Here is a 15,757-nt window from a genome sequence, read left to right on the forward strand (position 1 = left end):
GCTATTAGCGCATTAACTGTAAGCGTGCAATATGCACAAAAACACAAGGAGAGCTGCAATGGCAGTAGTGACAACACGTCAGTTGCTGGACAACGGCGTACACTTTGGACACCAGACTCGTCGCTGGAATCCGAAAATGAAACGTTTTATTTTCACCGAGCGTTCAGGTATTTACATCATTGACCTGCAGCAGTCACTGGGCTACATCGACTCTGCATACGAGTTCGTTAAGAGCACAATTGCGCGCGGTGGTCAGATTCTGTTTGTTGGCACCAAAAAACAGGCTCAGGAGGTTATTTCTGAGCAGGCTACCCGCGTTAACCAGCCGTATGTGAATCAGCGCTGGTTGGGTGGTCTTTTGACAAACTTTCAGACCGTTACAAGCCGCCTTGATCGCATGAAAGAGCTTGAAGACCTTGATTACGAGGGCGGCACAAGCGGCTTCACCAAAAAAGAGTTGCTGCTGAAAAAGCGCGAGCTTGAGAAACTGCAGAAGTCGCTCGGCGGTATCCGTAATATGTCAAAAACCCCGGCAGCGCTCTGGGTTGTTGACACGAATAAAGAACACCTGGCAATTGATGAGGCGAAAAAGCTCAACATTCCAGTTATTGCTATTCTCGACACCAACTGCGATCCTGACGATGTAACCTATCCGATCCCGGGTAATGACGACGCAATCCGCGCTGTTGAGCTGCTAACACGTTTAATGGCGGATGCGGCAGCCGAGGGGCTGATTGATCGCCACAAGAAGCCTGAGGAGGGTGAAGCCGAGCCACTCGCTGAGTGGGAGGTTGAGCTGCTCGAGAACAACAGCGCTAAAGAGGAAGCAAAACCAGTTGAGGCTGAAGCTGATAAAGCGGCAGAATCAGAAGCTAAATAATTTAGAAAACTATTCTTTAAGGAGTTAATATGACTGCAGTAAGTATGGCGGCAGTAAAAGAGCTACGCGAGCGTCTTGGCGCGGGCATGGTTGATAGCAAAAAAGCTCTCGAAGAAGCTAACGGCAATATTGAGAAAGCGATCGAAATCCTACGTTTGAAGGGCGCTAAAGGCGTTGCTAAGCGTGAGGGTCGCACAACCAGCGAAGGTCTGATTACGATCCGCGAAACAGGCAGCAAGGTTGTTATGATCGAGCTGGCTTGCGAAACAGACTTTGTTGCTAAAAATCAGAAGTTCATCGACCTGGGAGAAAAAGTTCTTGACGCAATTGTGAAGGCTGACACCCACTGCGTAGCACGCTCACTCGAGGCTGATGCCGAGGGTAAAACCGTTGCGGAGCTGATTAATGATGAGGCCGCTATTATCGGCGAGAAAATTGAGCTGCGCCGGGTTGCAGAGGTCACCGGCGATAACTTCGCTGTTTACCTGCACCGCACCTCTAAAGACCTGCCACCGCAGGTTGGTGTTGTTGTTGCATACGAGGGGGCGGATGCTGAAACCGCACGCGCTATTGCGCAGCACATCTCGTTCGCTGATCCGCAGTACCTGAGCCGTGAAGACGTGCCAGCTGCTGAGGTTGATAAAGAGCGCGATATTGTAACCGAGATTGCAAAATCTGAGGGCAAGCCAGAGGTTGCGCTGCCAAAGATTATAGAAGGTCGCCTTAACGGATTCTTTAAGAACGTTGCGCTGCTCGACCAGCCTTACGCTCGCGACAACAAGCTGAGCGTTGCGCAGGTTGTTGCAGAGGCGGGTATTAAACCCACCGCGTTTGCGCGCTTTAAGGTTGGAGCATAGCTAAAAATGAAACACGGGGTTGCTGTTTGCGCCCCGTGTTTTGTTTTATCTAATTGCCTAATAGCAACCCCTAAAATATTTGTAGAAAAACTCTGAGATGATTGGTGAGTAAGTGAAAAAAACATATATGAAACAGGCGCAGCGCCGTGTGCTGCTCAAACTTTCGGGCGAGGCTTTTGGCGGCGGTATGCTGGGTGTAAACCCTGATATCGTGGGGCAGATTGCGCGTGAAATCGCTGAGGGCACTAAATACGCCGAGGTCGCAATTGTTGTTGGCGGCGGCAACTTCTTTCGCGGTGCGCAGCTTTCTGAGCGCGGTATGGATCGCGCCCGCGCTGACTATATGGGTATGCTTGGCACCGTTATGAACGCCCTGGCGTTACAAGATTTTATCGAGCAGGCCGGTGTGCAGTGCCGGGTGCAGTCTGCGATAACAATGACACAGGTTGCTGAGAGCTATGTGCCGCTGCGGGCTATACGCCACCTTGAAAAGGGGCGCGTTGTTGTTTTTGGAGCCGGTGCGGGGCTGCCTTATTTCTCGACCGACACGGTTGCCGCGCAGCGCGCGCTTGAAATTGAGGCGGATGAAGTGCTCGTTGCTAAAAACGGTGTTGACGGGGTTTATTCAGCGGATCCGCGCACAAATCCTGAAGCTAAGAAGATAATCGCTATTACCTACGAAAAAGCCCTGCAGGACGGTCTAAAAGTTGTTGATTCAACAGCATTCAGTCTGTGCAAAGACAATAAAATGCCGATGCGCGTTTTTGGCATGGAGTCCGCAGGAAATCTAACTGCCGCGATTCGCGGCGAGGCGCTTGGCACAAAAGTTACCGCAGGTTAGCCAATGGTGGTGAAACTCCAGAACTTCTTTGGTGCACTCGCTAAGCTGGTAAATATATTTCTAGAATGGAGCAAAACAGTGATTACTGAAGTTTTAAGCGAAGTTAAAACGCAAATGGAAAAGGCTACTGCCGCAATCAAAGACGGCTTTGCCAACGTGCGCACCGGGCGTGCTAATCCGGCGCTGTTGCAGAACGTGCAGATTGATTATTACGGCACGATGACACCGCTGCCGCAGTTGGCATCCGTGCAAAATCAAGACGCGCGCAGTCTGCTGATTACACCCTACGACAAATCGGCTCTGCAGAGCATCGAAAAAGCTATCCGCGAGATGCCTAACCTGGGGGCAAACCCCAGTAACGATGGTAACGTTGTGCGCGTTACGCTGCCAGAGCTTACCGAGGAACGCCGCCGCGACTACGTGAAAATGGTTAAAAATCGCGCAGAAGAGGGGCGTATTGCCGTGCGTGCCGCGCGTCGCAAAGCTAAAGATGAGCTTGATAAACTCAAGCAGGAAGTTGGCGAAGACGAGGTCGGGCGCGCCGAAAAAGAGCTTGAGAGCATCACTAAAAGCTTTATCGATCAGATTGACTCTGCGCTTAGCAAAAAAGAAGCAGAGCTGCTAGAGGTTTAGGTTTGAAGCCAGAAGCTGTTGTGAATAAGCGAGGCAGTTTACGAGCTAAGGTGAGCAAAAGACAACAGAAGTTTGAGGCCGCAAACGCCAAGGTTACTGCCCGGGCGGGGCGTAACCTGGTTTTTGCGGTTGCGAGCGGACTGTTTTTCGGCGCTGTATTCGTGATTTCGCTGGTTTTCTTGGAACCCTTAATGCTGGTGCTGATTATTGCGCTCAGCGCGATTTCAATCTATGAGCTCGCCACTGCGTTTCGGATCGGCGGATTGCGCGTGCCGCGCATCGGTGTTATTCTCGGCTCGATAATGATCCTGATCGGGACATGGTTCTGGGGCGCTGACGGGATGCTCTGGGGAATGTTCTTTGGATCCTCTCTCTTGCTTTTATGGCGGTTATCCGAGGGGATATTCGCAAAGCAGGTGGTTCACAAACGCACCATGCTGGCAGATTTAAGCGCCGGCATCTTCACCCTCGTCTACATTCCCTTGCTAATGGGAATGGCAGTGCTAATGTATCTTTCTGACCAAGTTAATGGCAAACTCTGGGTGTTTGCGATAATTATGCTCTGTGTTGTGTGCGATATTAGCGCTTACATCGTTGGCGTAACGCTCGGCAAGCACAAAATGTCACCCCGTATTAGCCCCAACAAAACCTGGGAGGGCTTCTCAGGTGCGGCTCTCGCGCTGCTGATAGCTGGCACGCTAACCGCTGTTTACCTGCTGCAGCTGCCGTGGTGGGTTGGTGTGCTGCTCGGAGCTGCGGTGCTAATTACAGCAACAACCGGAGACCTGGTCGAGTCGTTCATCAAACGCTGCCTGGGAGTTAAAGACATCAGCAAACTACTGCCCGGGCACGGCGGGATGCTCGACCGCCTGGACTCTATTTTGCCCTCAATTATTCCCTTTTACACCGTTGCGATTCTGACGGGAGCAGTATGACATCTTCTGAAACTGATAACAGGCTACCGCTGGTTACGGGGCGTGAGCTGGGCTATGATGTGCAGCAGGTGAACGAGTTTTTAGCGCGTGCGCGTGAAACCTACGAGGGAGCGGATCGATCCGCTAACAGATTAACCTCGCAGGATTTGCGCAAAACATCCTTCGACCTTGTCAAGCGCGGATACGCCACCAGATTTGTTGATGCCGCGCTGGATCGCATAGAAGACGTGCTCTACGAACGCGAACGGGCGGAGCTGCTGAGCGATGTTGACGCGCGGCGGATGAGCAACGCTGCAATCGCGCACCTGGTGCAGGATGTGAAGTTTCGCGCAGGACTGCGCAAGCGCCGCAAGTTCAGACGGCGTGGGATTTTTGCGTCCGGCTACAACTGCGTCGAGGTCGATAGCCTGGTGGAGCAGGCGGTGCAGGCACTGGGGCAGCGGGTGACGGTGGCGCAGCTGCGTGAGAGCGTGTTTCACAGGCAGTGGCGCGGCTATGACGAAGCGCAGGTTGATGCGTTTATTGATGCTCTTGTCGAGCTGTACTTGTATCAAAGATAATTTCAGGAATTGATTTTCAAGTGAAATATAATTGTTAATATTGTGAGCCGGGGGATTAAACATGAGAAACACTAAAACTAGTTCGGTTAGCAAGCCGCGCAAGGTGCTAGCATGCCTTTCTGCGTTGGCGGTTGCGGCGGTGGTTATTGGTGCGCCGCTATCAGCTATAACACCTGCGCAGGCGGATGTTGTGCCGCTTGAGCGCGGATCGGTTATGAACCAGCAACTAATGGCTAAGGCAACTGAAGAAACCGAGTTTGAGCTTCCCGCGGTTGAGGTTGTTGCGATCAAAAAATCCGCGCCAACCGCAGAAGTCGGAGCGGGCAGTGCCGGGTTCACACCGCCAGCAGCCCCTGCAACAAGCCCCGGCACAGCACAGGATATTGCGCGCGGTTATGTTGGTAACGACGCTGAGTTTTCTTGCCTCTACGCGCTGTGGAAAAAAGAGTCTAATTGGAACTCTAGTGCGATGAACTCGTCAAGCGGCGCATACGGCATTCCGCAAGCGCTACCGGGCAGTAAAATGGCATCCGCCGGAGCAGATTGGCAAACAAATGCGGAAACTCAGATCCGCTGGGGGCTAGGCTATATTTCTGCTAGATACGGTTCACCGTGTGCTGCATGGTTGCACTCACAAGCGGTTGGCTGGTATTAGTATTGGGGCGCAAAAATCGTCGTGCGCCGCAGGATTCGCTAAAAGATGTTGAGAGTTTGAGCAACTATGGCGGTGCGATAGTTACTAAGCGGGATGAAGCGTACACGGTGCGCTTAATTCCCGCAAAGCGGGCGTTAAAAAACTATGTGTGCCCCGGGTGCGGTGGTAATATTGCGCCCGGTGTTGCGCATACCGTAGCCTGGCGTAGTGACTATATTATGGGTGATAGCGCGGCTATTGCCGAGCGGCGTCACTGGCATTTGCGTTGCTGGAATATTTTCTAGGGATTGAACCCTGGGTCTGCGTCTGCTGGAGTATTTTTTAGAGGTTAAACCCGGGACCCGCGTTTGTTGCTGTGCCATGCACGCGAAAGGAGTTTGCGGTTTCAACTGCGAGCGTGTCAGCGGTTTCGTTGAGCAAGTGCCCTGAGTGACCCTTGATCCACTCGAAAGTGACTTTACGCCCAGTGAGTGCGCGATCTAGCTCCTGCATTAGTTCTACGTTTAGCACGGGTTTGCCGTCGGCTTTGCGCCAGCCTTTTTTCTTCCAGCCGGGCATCCACTTGGTTAAAGAGTCGATAACGTATTTGCTGTCGCTTTGAATCACCAGCTCGCCCGCGGCGTTTTCGGTTGCGCGTAACAGGTCAAGCACCGCCATCAGCTCGGCTTGATTGTTGGTGGCGTGCTGCCAGCCGCCGACACGCCAGTTTTGCTTGTCAATAACCCACGCCCAGCCTGCTGGACCGGGGTTTCCGAGAGCGGATCCGTCAGTCGCTGCGGTTATAACAGCGGGCACTTAGTTTTCTTTCTGCTCGGGTGATGTTGTTCGCGCGGTTTATCGAGGGTCTGCATTTGCGGTTGTGCCCGTGTCTTCGGTTACGCACGCAGGTGAAGCCGCGTTTTTTGTATTTGGATCCGCAGCAACTGCTATACCCGCAGCCGCAGTTGTAGCAGTTGCCACAGTGTTTGCCGCGTGCTCACCAATTTTGTTGAGGATCGCATTTTCCGCGCTGGTGGTGAGCTTTTTAGCGTTGGTTACAACATCGCCGAGGCTCTCAAAGTATCTCGCCACGGCCGCGCGCTCAACCTTCAGCTGATTCATGCGATCTTCCACCGCGTTGAGCATTTTTTGAGCTCGATTCTCTGCCTGCGTGAAGGTTGTGTGAGCGCGCTGCTGGGCTTCTGCGACAATCTCTGCGGCGCGCGTTTCTGCCGTAATTCGGATAGAACGCGCCTCCTGCTGTGCCTGCTGGGTTATCTGGTTTAGCTCTTCACGCTTCGCGGCGGTCGCCGCTGTGAGCTCTGCCAGTTCATTCTGCGCGGCGCTAATGGCTTTAGCGTTTGTCTCTGCCGCCTGCTCAAAGTCGCTTTGCAGCTGCGCTGCAAACTCCTTGCGCGAGGCTGCCTGCTCTGTGGCCAGAGCGCGTTTTTCTGCGTCAGCGGTTTCCCGTGTTTCACGCGCGTGGGTGGCAGCATCATCACGCAGCTGTGTGGCGGTCATCTCTGCGTCGTACACGAGCTTAGCGGCGGTTGATTCCGCTTCAGAAATAATAATTTTAGCGCGGTTATTAGCGTCTGTTGCAGCGGTGCTCGCTTCCAGCGTTAGCCGCGCGCGCTGCAGTTTTTCAGCGCTTGCCAGCTTTTCAGTGTGAAGACGCGTCTCATCGGCAATTTTGCGATCGTGAGCTGTTCGCATAGTTTCGAGCTCAAACAGCGCCTTGGCACGATGCACATCCTGCATAACCGCGAATTCTTCGTGCTTTTTAGCAATTTCAGCGGCGGCATATGCGAGCTCCTGCGCGAGTTTCTGCTGCTGGCTCTCGCGCAGCTGAGCCAGCTCTGTGCTGGTTGTTTCGCGCTCGCTCGCAATGGTTTGTTGTGCTCTTTGCAGCTCAGCTTCTAACGCGAGATCGTGCTGTGCGCGTTCACTCGCTAGTTTTTTAGCGTGCGCGTTTTTTTCGTAAGCGATGGTTTTATTGTGCTCTTCAAGCTCCTGTTGCAGGCGCTGCTCGTGCTGCGTGCTCTCGTTAATTATACGCTCCTGGTGCGTAATCAGCTCGCTCGTAAGCGCGTCTTCGTGCGCTTTTTGAGAAGCTGCGATATCCTCTTCGTGCTGCTGTTTTTGTCTTGCAATTTGTGCTGCCGCGTCTTTTTTATCTTGCTCTATCTGCGCTGCGGCAAGCTCGCGCTCGGTTGTAATCTCATCAACGGCGCTGTCGCGCAGCTGAGCCGCGTAGGTTTGTGCTGCGGAGACTATCGCGCCGGCGTTTGTCTCGGCTTCGTCGCAGATGCGCTGAGCATCTGCGACGGCCTTTGCAAGAGCTTTTGCGCTGTTTTCTTTAGCTGTTGCTAGCTGTTCCTCGCTGTGCTTTTGGGCGCTTTCGCGCAACTGTGCAGCGGCTGCTTTGGCCTCGTTTTGCTCCTGCGCTATTTGCAACAGGTGCTGTTTACGCTCCTGTACCAGCCGGGCTTCGTGCTGGCGCAGCTGTGCTGCAAGCTCTTGCTGCTGGGTTTCCTTAGCGTGCTGCAGCTCATTAAGCTGTGCGGCGGATCGCGCAGCGAGATCCGCTTCGGTTTTACTTATCCGTGCGTTTAGCTCGTTTTCTTTGCGAGCCATCTCGGTCGCAAAAGCCGTTTCGCGCTGCGCCTGTGCCGTTTCAAAAGCGGCGCGCGCTTGCTCGTGCTCGGCGAGCATTTGCGTCTGCGCCTGTTTCTGCTCGCTGGCTATCTGTGCGCTGTTGCGAGCAGATTCAGCCGCCGTACGCTCTGTTTCCGCCTGCAACTCGGATGCTTCCTGCCGTGCTCGCTCCAGAATCGTGGTTGCTTCTGCATACGCGTCTGCGACAGCTTTGGCCGCCTCGCGGCGGCTCTGTTCGAGAGTGTGTGCTGCTTCCTTGTTGCTTGTTGTGCGGATGTGATCCGCTTCCTGCCGCGCTTCGGCGAGGGTGGTTTCGTGTTCTGCGTTAGCGTTAGCGGTGAGCTCTGCCGCGTCGTTGCGCGCCCCGTTAACCATATTTTCTGTGAGTTCGTGCGCGCTGGCGATTAGTTTATCCGCCTGTGTTTGCGCCTGAGTTAGCAGTCTTTTTGTTTCCGCCTCGGTTTTCCTGTGCAGTTTTTCGGCATCCGCCTCAGCTTGTGTTATGAGGCGGTTTGCAGTGTCTTCAGCTATTTGCAGGCTCTTTTCAACCCGTAGACCAAGCCCTGTGTAGCCCGTTGCTCCCAGGTTTTCAAGCTGCTCCTGTAAATCTGCGATGAGTAGCTTGTTTGCGGCGACCTCAGCTTGCGTCGCCTTGTGCTCGCTTGCGAGCCGAGCGTGCGCGTCTTGAGCCTCCTGCAGTAGCCTGCTAAGCTCGGTAATGTGCTGGTCGACCTGTGCGCGATTGTATCCGCGCATAGTGATATTGAATTGAGACACTGTTCCTCCTATCTTAATAATTCTAATGGATAATTCTTCCAGTCTGCTCCGAGCGTATCCAGCTAAAATTATTTGATATTTACTAACCTGCTGTTGCTATAAAGTAAGGAGTTTTTGTGCGTTATACGCTGGCGCTGGGCTCGCTCCTGCTGGGGCTGGTTCTGCTGTTGCTCGGCGTTGGTAAAGCCACTTTTCTTGCCGGCCCAACAGAGCTTAGCCTGCAGAGTGATGCCACTCAGCAAGCTTCCTACGCGGTTATTCCTGCCGCAGAACTTGCGAAACTGCCCCACAAAAACAGGAGCCTTGAGCTGGAACGCACTGAGGCGGTGCTGGCTGTGGGCTCTCTTAACGATGTGGTGGCGTGGGTTGTGCCGCTGGGCTATGAAATGCTCACCGTTAACCCCGATTCGCGCAGTTTAGTATCGCAGAGCGTGCCGGCTGAGACCTCATCGCGTGATCTAGGCAGTGTGCCGGTAGCGCAGAGTGACTTGTGGCAGGAAGTTAAAAGGGGTGAGGCTGGCTCTGGTCTGCTGTTTGACTCTGAGCTGGCTCAAGACCAGGCGTTGTTAATCGCAACTTCAGAAGAGGGCAAAAGCATTGGCGCGGTGCTAACAGTTAATTTAACGCTTGAGCGCAAAACGCAGTGGGCAGGACCGCTGCTCACTGCTGGGGGTGTATTCACGGTTCTCGGAGCGATTTTGTACATTATTTTTGTGGATCGTGACAGGCGTGGGCTCGGGCCGCGCAGGGGTCAAACCGGCGTCTTTGTTGGTCTGCGTAATACTTTTAGAAGCTCGCGCTTGAAGGTTAAAAAGAGAGCTGCCGGGCAGGATTCGCGAATTGCCGGGCGCGCCGTTGCAGCTGCGGGGCTTATGACCGTCTCCGCACTGCTGCTTAGCGGATGCGCGCAGTACTGGCCAGATTTTGCAGCTCCTGATCCGCTAACCAAAGAGCAGCAGGGGCAAAACAGCGTTGTGCCTAACAATGAGCAACTATCGCGAATTGTGCACGAGCTGGTGACCGTGAGCGATGCCGCAGATACCGAGCTTAACAGCGAGATTCTGGAGGAGCGTTTCACGGGAGACGCGCTGGCGCAACGCAAGGCAAACTATCAAATTCGCAAGGCTGACGGAGACTATGCCGTTGTGCCGCCGTATCTGCTGCCCGAGCGGATTGGTTACGAGTTGATTCAAGACACCGATGTGTGGCCGCGCACAATCTTCTTAACCCTAAACTCTTCAAAAGAAAACCCTGATCTTGAGGCGTTCATTGGGTCTGGAGAAGCAGGCTCGGCGGGCGCGAAAATAACATCTTCAACACTGGGTGTTTTAATGACCCAGAATGATCCGCATTCAAACTACCAGGTGTCGCGCATATTCGCGCTGCGCGGAGGCATTCAAATGCCGCAGGCCGCGCCAGCTGTGGAGGGCACAGCGGTGCTAGATAACGTGCAGAGTAGTTTGGTGGTTGCGCCTAAAGACCTTGCCGTGTACTACGCAGATTTGCTAACCAAGGGTGGTGAATCTGAGCACATCGCAATTTTTAACGCCGAGGGTGATGCGGTGCTCGGGCGTGGCGGGATGTCATGGGTGAAATCAGAAGAAGAACGAATCGCTAATCAGGAGCACAAGGCTTCATTCAGCGTTTCGGTTGCACCGCGAGAGATGGTGCCAACAGCGCTCTCAACGGGAGCTGGCGGCGCGCTAGTTGCTATTTCCCTGGTTGAAAACCGGGTCACAGAGGCGCAGGGCAACACAGAACTGCCCGTGGGCACAGTTGTTAAAAGCGTGTCAGATCTGTCGGGTAACGTGAAAAAAATTGAGCAGCAGGTTTTGCACCAGCTACTGTTTTATGTTCCTAAGCAGGGTAACACTGAGAACGCCAAGATTCAGCTGCTCGGCTCGGCAAGCGAACTAATAGGAGCGAACGGATAAATGTCACAGCGTTATATTGGCGGCGGGGTTGATTTGAGCCACCTCGCAAATAAAGCACAAACTGCTAACAGCACAGGTTTTGCCCTGCCCGGAGGGGCAGCAGTCGGGGCGCAGACGGGCGGCGCAGGCGGCGGATTAAACACCGTCGAGATTCCAGCCGTTGTGTTCGAGATTAACGAAGCGAGCTTTGACAACGCGGCACAGCTTTCAAACATTGTTCCGGTTGTGCTGTTGTTGGTTGACGAGACGGATGAATCGCAGCAGATGCTTAACACCCTGACCGGTATTACGCGCGCGTCCGGCGGTAAAATCGTGCTGGGCGTTATTGACGCGGCAGCTAACGCACGGTTAGCGCAGGTGTTCGCGCCGCAGGCAATGCCGGGCGCGTTGCTAATGATCGCCGGGCAGCCGCAAAAACTTTTTGAAGGGACGCAGCAGGAGTCAGCGCTGCGGCAGGTTTATCAGCAGATTGTGCAACTTGCGGCTTCGCAGGGAATGACCGGGCAGGTTGCTGCGCAGGATCTTTCTGGCGTGCAGGAGTTGCCAGAAGAAAAAGTCAACCCCGCGCACCAAAAGGCAATTGAGGCAGCTGAGCGGGGCGACTATGCAACAGCGGTTGCTGAATACGACAGTGTGCTTCTGAAATCTCCGCGCGATGCGGAGGCGATCGCCGCCCGGGCGCAGATTAGCCTATTATTGCGTTTGCAAGGTAAAACCGCCGCTGCAATACGACAGGCGGCGGTCGATGATCCGCTAGACACTGAGGCGCAGTTACTGGTTGCTGACCTTGATATTTCGGGCGGGCACGTGGAAGATGGATTTTTGCGAGTGCTCGAGCAGTTTGCCCGGCACGGTGTCGAGGAGCGCAAAAAAATTCAAGAGCGACTGCTCGAGCTGTTTGAGGTTGTTGGGGTGGCGGATTCGCGAGTTAGCGCGGCTCGGAGACAGCTTGCAAACCTGCTCTATTGAAAATGTTCACAAACAGGGAGCGTAGCTACTTTGACTATGGCGCAACCGCGCCTATGCGCGCTGAGGTGTTAGACGCCTATGTGCGAGCGCTTCGTGAAACCGTTGGCAACCCCGCCTCACAGCACAGCGACGGGCAAAACTCGCGCGACTTGCTGGAGCTGGCGCGTGAAACAATAGCGCGCAGTTTCGGAGTTACGCCCGCCGAGATAGTCTTTACCGCCGGCGGCACGGAAGCAATAAACTTGGCGCTTAAGGGGTTTTACTGGCAGCGCAACAGCGCGGGGGAGCGCCCAATTATTCTTGTCGCTGAGGGCGAGCACCACGCAACGGTTGACACTGTGGAGTGGCTGGCTACCAGTCAGGGAGCTGAACTGGTGTGGCTGCCCCTGGATGCAGCCGGGGTGCTGCACCCCGAGGTGCTCGAGCGAGCGATTCTAGAACACGAAGCTGCAAAAATAGCGGTTATCACGGTTGTGCTCGTTAATAACGAAATCGGCACGGTGCAGCCCGCGCAGCAGCTGCAAAATATTGCAGACAAGCACGGCATTCCGCTGCACTTTGACGCTGTCGCCGCGCTGGGGCAGTTTCCGCTAAAAAATGTGCTAAAAACCGCCTGTTTTAGTGTTTCTGCGCACAAAATAGGCGGACCGGTTGCCTGCGGAGCGCTCGTTTTGCGCCGCAAATACACGCCCGTGCCGCTGCTGCACGGCGGCACGCAGCAGCGGTCGCGATCTGGCACCCAAGACGCGCCAGCGGCGATCGCGTTTGCTAAAGCAATAGAAATCGTGGATCGCGATATGTGCAACTCGCAAAAGCGAATGTCGCAGATTCAGCAGCTGATTTTACAGCGGATCAGAAAGCTTGACAGCGGTGCGGTGCTGCGCGGCAGCGAGCCTGTTTTGTGGCGGGATTATACGGTGGACGGTTGTGCGCAGCTGCCAGCCAGAGCATTTGGTAATCTGCATTTCACCTTTGCTGGTTGCCAGGGCGATTCGTTGCTGTTTTTGCTGGATCAACACGGGGTGTCGGTCTCCACCGGGAGCGCCTGCACCGCCGGGGTTGTCGCAATATCACACGTCTGTAAGGCAATCGGACTGCCCGATGAGGTCGCGATCGGTGCTTTGCGGATAACATTTAGCGCCGACACGAGCGACGCTGACGTGTTGCGTTTGCTGCGAGCCTTGCCCGACAGTATTGCGGCTGCGCGCAGAGCCGGGCTATCCTCGATAGAAACAAAGTAGGGTAGACTAACACGGTGAAAGTTTTAGCGGCTATGAGCGGCGGAGTGGATAGCGCCGTTGCTGCGGCGCGAGCGGTTGAGGCCGGGCACGAAGTTGTTGGCGTGCACCTGGCGTTGAGCAGAATGCCGGGCACGCTGCGCACGGGAAGCCGCGGCTGTTGCACGGTTGAAGATGCGATGGACGCGCGGCGCGTAGCGAATCTTTTGAACATTCCATTCTATGTGTGGGATTTTTCTGAGCGCTTTAAGGCTGAGGTTGTTGACGATTTCATTTTCGAGTATCAAGCTGGCAGAACGCCAAACCCGTGCTTGCGGTGCAATGAGAAAATTAAGTTTGAAGCTCTGCTAGACAAGGCTATTGCTCTCGGGTTTGACGCGGTGGCCACCGGTCACTACGCGAACATTATTGAAACCGTAAACGGCAGGGAACTGCATCGCGCCAGCGCCGAGGCTAAAGACCAGTCGTACGTGCTCGGGGTGTTAACGCAGGAGCAGTTAAAATACTGTTATTTCCCGCTCGGTGACACTCCGTCAAAAACCCTTGTGAGACAAGAGGCTGCGGCGCGTGGCATTCGAATAGCGCAGAAGCCTGACAGCTACGATATTTGTTTCATCCCTGATGGTGACACTCGCGGCTGGTTAAAAGAGCATATTGAGCGCACCCCGGGTGAGATTGTGGATCAATCTGGCGAGGTTGTTGGCAGTCACGACGGCGCTCACGGCTACACTGTGGGGCAGCGGCGAGGGCTGAAACTGGGACGCCCCGCGCCAGACGGTAAACCCAGATTTGTGCTTTCCATTAGACCAGTTTCCAACCAGGTTGTTGTCGGGCCGCGCGAGGCTTTAGCAGTTGCGCGAATAGCCGGCGGTAGAATGTCGTTCACATCAGAGCCGGGGTTTGATATTGCGCAGAGTTTTGAATGTGAAATTCAGATTAGAGCGCATGCTGACACGATGCCAGCTCGGGCGCGACTCGTTGCAATAACTGAGACCAATCGCACAGAGCAGCACCGGGCAGAGGCGACGCACGAAATGATTATTGACCCTAAAACACCTTTAACGGGTGTTGCGCCGGGGCAGAGCGCTGTTATTTATATTGGCACACGGGTGCTGGGGCAGTTCACAATTGACCGTGCCATATCGGTCACAGAGGGCGATACAACAGTTGATAGCGGATCGGTTGCTGCGGGCAGTTAAGCTGCTTGCGCCGCTGTTTAGTAGCGGCGCAAGCAGCTTTATGGCAGCTGGCTAATTAAAAGTGGGGGCTGTAACCTAGGTTACAGCCCCCACAATTAGGTTGCGGTTAGTTATGCAACATCCTCATCAACCCAGTTCTTAGAACGTGCAACGGCTTTCTTCCAGTTGCGTAGCAGGCGTTCGCGCTCGCTCGCATCCATCTTAGGCTCCCAACGACGATCTTCCTGCCAGTTAGCTGACAGTTCGTCCTTGTTTGCCCAGAACTTAACTGCAAGGCCGGCTGCGTAAGCTGCGCCAAGCGCGGTTGTTTCGGCAACAACCGGGCGTATAACTGGCACGCCAAGCACATCCGCTTGGAACTGCATCAGGGTGTCGTTAGCGATCATACCGCCGTCAACCTTCAGCTCTGTTAGATCCACTCCGGCATCCGCATTCACAGCGTCAAGCACGTCGCGCGTCTGGTAAGCAACAGCCTCAAGCGCTGCGCGTGCAATGTGGTTTTTGTTTGAGTAACGGGTAAGACCTGTTACAACACCGCGGGCGCTTGAATCCCAGTATGGCGCAAAAAGACCAGAGAACGCTGGCACAATGTACACGCCGCCGTTGTCCGCAACCTGTTTAGCAAGATCCTCAACTTCTGGCGCTTGGCTGATAATGCCGAGCTGGTCGCGAAGCCACTGGATAAGTGATCCGGTAACCGCGATTGAGCCCTCGAGAGCGTAGTGTGCTGGCTCGTCACCAATTTTGTATCCAACTGTTGTGAGCAGACCGTTTTCAGACTGCACAATTTCTTCGCCGGTTTGGAAAATCAGGAAGCAGCCGGTGCCGTAGGTGTTCTTGCTTTCACCAGCTTGGAAAGCAGCCTGACCAAAGGTCGCTGCCTGCTGATCTCCAAGAATCCCCGCAACAGGTGTTTCACGGAGCAGTGAGCTGTTTTTGCAGTAGCCGTAAATCTCTGAGCTAGAGCGGATCTCTGGCATCATTGAGAGCGGCACGTTGAAGTCAGCCAGGATCGATTCATCCCATGACAGGGTTTTCAAATCCATGAACAGCGTACGTGATGCGTTGGTAACGTCGGTTGCATGCACGCCACCGTCTTTACCGCCGGTTAGATTCCACAGCACCCAGCAGTCAGTTGTGCCGAATAGCAGATCGCCAGCCGCAGCTTTTTCGCGAGCGCCTTCAACATTGTCAAGAATCCATTTGATTTTCGTGCCTGAGAAATAGGTTGCTAGCGGCAGCCCAACTTTTGCTTTGTACTTGTCTGTGCCAGCTTCGCCAGCAATCTCGTCAACGATTGACTGGGTGCGGGTGTCCTGCCAAACGATCGCGTTGTAAACTGGTTTTCCAGTGTTTTTATCCCACACAACGGTTGTTTCGCGCTGATTGGTGATACCAACAGAAGCTATATCGTGGCGGGTAATATCGGCCCGCGACAGGGCAATGCCGATTACCTCCTGCACATTTTGCCAGATCTCGGCTGGATCGTGCTCAACCCATCCTGCCCTGGGTAGAATCTGTTCGTGCTCTTTTTGACCAACAGAGATTACCGAGCCAGACTTATCAAACACGATAGCGCGGCTAGAGGTTGTTCCCTGATCGATTGCAATTACATATTTTGACATTTTTTGTCTCCTATCAG

At 54.3% G+C, this 15,757-nt stretch carries 15 protein-coding genes; 12 read left to right on the forward strand and 3 right to left on the reverse strand.

The window, feature by feature from the left end; translation table 11 throughout:
* Window positions 1–58 precede the first annotated feature (58 nt).
* The 8 genes from rpsB (at window position 59) to KJY78_RS00505 (ending at window position 5,645) form a co-directional block, all read left to right on the forward strand.
* Entirely contained in the window at window positions 59–880 is an 822-nt protein-coding gene (rpsB, locus tag KJY78_RS00470) for a 30S ribosomal protein S2 (protein ID WP_214336412.1), read from the forward strand.
* A gap of 29 nt (window positions 881–909) precedes the next feature.
* Entirely contained in the window at window positions 910–1,737 is an 828-nt protein-coding gene (tsf, locus tag KJY78_RS00475; protein ID WP_214336414.1) for a translation elongation factor Ts, read from the forward strand.
* A 127-nt stretch (window positions 1,738–1,864) separates the two neighbouring features.
* Window positions 1,865–2,578 (forward strand): UMP kinase, encoded by a 714-nt coding sequence (pyrH, locus tag KJY78_RS00480; RefSeq protein WP_214336888.1) that lies wholly within the window; start codon window positions 1,865–1,867, stop codon window positions 2,576–2,578.
* A gap of 78 nt (window positions 2,579–2,656) precedes the next feature.
* Window positions 2,657–3,211, forward strand: coding sequence for a ribosome recycling factor (frr, locus tag KJY78_RS00485; RefSeq protein ID WP_214336416.1), 555 nt, complete (start codon window positions 2,657–2,659; stop codon window positions 3,209–3,211).
* 50 nt (window positions 3,212–3,261) lie between these two features.
* Window positions 3,262–4,146, forward strand: a complete 885-nt coding sequence (locus KJY78_RS00490) for a phosphatidate cytidylyltransferase (protein ID WP_348771144.1) — start codon at window positions 3,262–3,264, stop codon at window positions 4,144–4,146.
* Complete coding sequence (locus KJY78_RS00495; protein WP_214336891.1) at window positions 4,143–4,706, forward strand: DivIVA domain-containing protein; 564 nt, start codon at window positions 4,143–4,145, stop codon at window positions 4,704–4,706. The genes KJY78_RS00490 and KJY78_RS00495 overlap by 4 nt, the downstream gene beginning before the upstream one ends.
* Window positions 4,707–4,767: 61 nt before the next feature.
* Window positions 4,768–5,361 (forward strand): aggregation-promoting factor C-terminal-like domain-containing protein, encoded by a 594-nt coding sequence (locus tag KJY78_RS06760; RefSeq protein ID WP_348771145.1) that lies wholly within the window; start codon window positions 4,768–4,770, stop codon window positions 5,359–5,361.
* Between the two features lie 2 nt (window positions 5,362–5,363).
* Window positions 5,364–5,645: a hypothetical protein gene (locus KJY78_RS00505; protein WP_250544007.1), complete on the forward strand. Its 282-nt coding sequence runs from the start codon at window positions 5,364–5,366 to the stop codon at window positions 5,643–5,645.
* A 37-nt stretch (window positions 5,646–5,682) separates the two neighbouring features.
* On the opposite strand, the gene KJY78_RS00510 is transcribed toward KJY78_RS00505, so the two are convergent.
* The gene (locus KJY78_RS00510) at window positions 5,683–6,156 is read right to left on the reverse strand and encodes a ribonuclease H family protein (RefSeq protein ID WP_214336418.1); all 474 of its coding nucleotides are present in this window, start codon (window positions 6,154–6,156) and stop codon (window positions 5,683–5,685) included.
* A 39-nt stretch (window positions 6,157–6,195) separates the two neighbouring features.
* Window positions 6,196–8,775 (reverse strand): hypothetical protein, encoded by a 2,580-nt coding sequence (locus KJY78_RS00515; protein WP_214336420.1) that lies wholly within the window; start codon window positions 8,773–8,775, stop codon window positions 6,196–6,198.
* A gap of 116 nt (window positions 8,776–8,891) precedes the next feature.
* On the opposite strand from KJY78_RS00515, the gene KJY78_RS00520 reads away from it, so the two are divergent.
* From KJY78_RS00520 to mnmA, 4 genes are read left to right on the forward strand one after another with little or no spacing between them, the layout of a single operon-like run.
* Window positions 8,892–10,709: a DUF8094 domain-containing protein gene (locus KJY78_RS00520; protein WP_214336423.1), complete on the forward strand. Its 1,818-nt coding sequence runs from the start codon at window positions 8,892–8,894 to the stop codon at window positions 10,707–10,709.
* The gene (locus KJY78_RS00525) at window positions 10,710–11,678 is read left to right on the forward strand and encodes a tetratricopeptide repeat protein (RefSeq protein WP_214336425.1); all 969 of its coding nucleotides are present in this window, start codon (window positions 10,710–10,712) and stop codon (window positions 11,676–11,678) included.
* A 2-nt stretch (window positions 11,679–11,680) separates the two neighbouring features.
* Window positions 11,681–12,919, forward strand: a complete 1,239-nt coding sequence (locus KJY78_RS00530; protein WP_214336428.1) for a cysteine desulfurase family protein — start codon at window positions 11,681–11,683, stop codon at window positions 12,917–12,919.
* Window positions 12,920–12,933: 14 nt separating this feature from the next.
* Entirely contained in the window at window positions 12,934–14,115 is a 1,182-nt protein-coding gene (mnmA, locus tag KJY78_RS00535; RefSeq protein WP_214336431.1) for a tRNA 2-thiouridine(34) synthase MnmA, read from the forward strand.
* Between the two features lie 110 nt (window positions 14,116–14,225).
* On the opposite strand, the gene glpK is transcribed toward mnmA, so the two are convergent.
* On the reverse strand, window positions 14,226–15,740 hold the full coding sequence (gene glpK, locus KJY78_RS00540) for a glycerol kinase GlpK (RefSeq protein WP_214336434.1): 1,515 nt from the start codon (window positions 15,738–15,740) through the stop codon (window positions 14,226–14,228).
* Between the last annotated feature and the right edge of the window lie 17 nt (window positions 15,741–15,757).

The sequence above is a fragment of the Canibacter zhuwentaonis genome, from assembly GCF_018531145.1.
In the GTDB taxonomy this organism is placed as follows: Bacteria; Actinomycetota; Actinomycetes; order Actinomycetales; family Microbacteriaceae; genus Canibacter; species Canibacter zhuwentaonis.

What these genes read in the sequence shown, in the direction of transcription:
- rpsB (WP_214336412.1), top strand. Translation starts at nt 59, where the DNA reads ATGGCAGTAGTGACAACACGTCAGTTGCTGGACAACGGCGTACACTTT.
- tsf (WP_214336414.1), top strand. Translation starts at nt 910, where the DNA reads ATGACTGCAGTAAGTATGGCGGCAGTAAAAGAGCTACGCGAGCGTCTT.
- pyrH (WP_214336888.1), top strand. Translation starts at nt 1,865, where the DNA reads ATGAAACAGGCGCAGCGCCGTGTGCTGCTCAAACTTTCGGGCGAGGCT.
- KJY78_RS00495 (WP_214336891.1), top strand. Translation starts at nt 4,143, where the DNA reads ATGACATCTTCTGAAACTGATAACAGGCTACCGCTGGTTACGGGGCGT.
- KJY78_RS06760 (WP_348771145.1), top strand. Translation starts at nt 4,768, where the DNA reads ATGAGAAACACTAAAACTAGTTCGGTTAGCAAGCCGCGCAAGGTGCTA.
- KJY78_RS00525 (WP_214336425.1), top strand. Translation starts at nt 10,710, where the DNA reads ATGTCACAGCGTTATATTGGCGGCGGGGTTGATTTGAGCCACCTCGCA.
- KJY78_RS00530 (WP_214336428.1), top strand. Translation starts at nt 11,681, where the DNA reads ATGTTCACAAACAGGGAGCGTAGCTACTTTGACTATGGCGCAACCGCG.
- glpK (WP_214336434.1), bottom strand. Translation starts at nt 15,740, where the DNA reads ATGTCAAAATATGTAATTGCAATCGATCAGGGAACAACCTCTAGCCGC.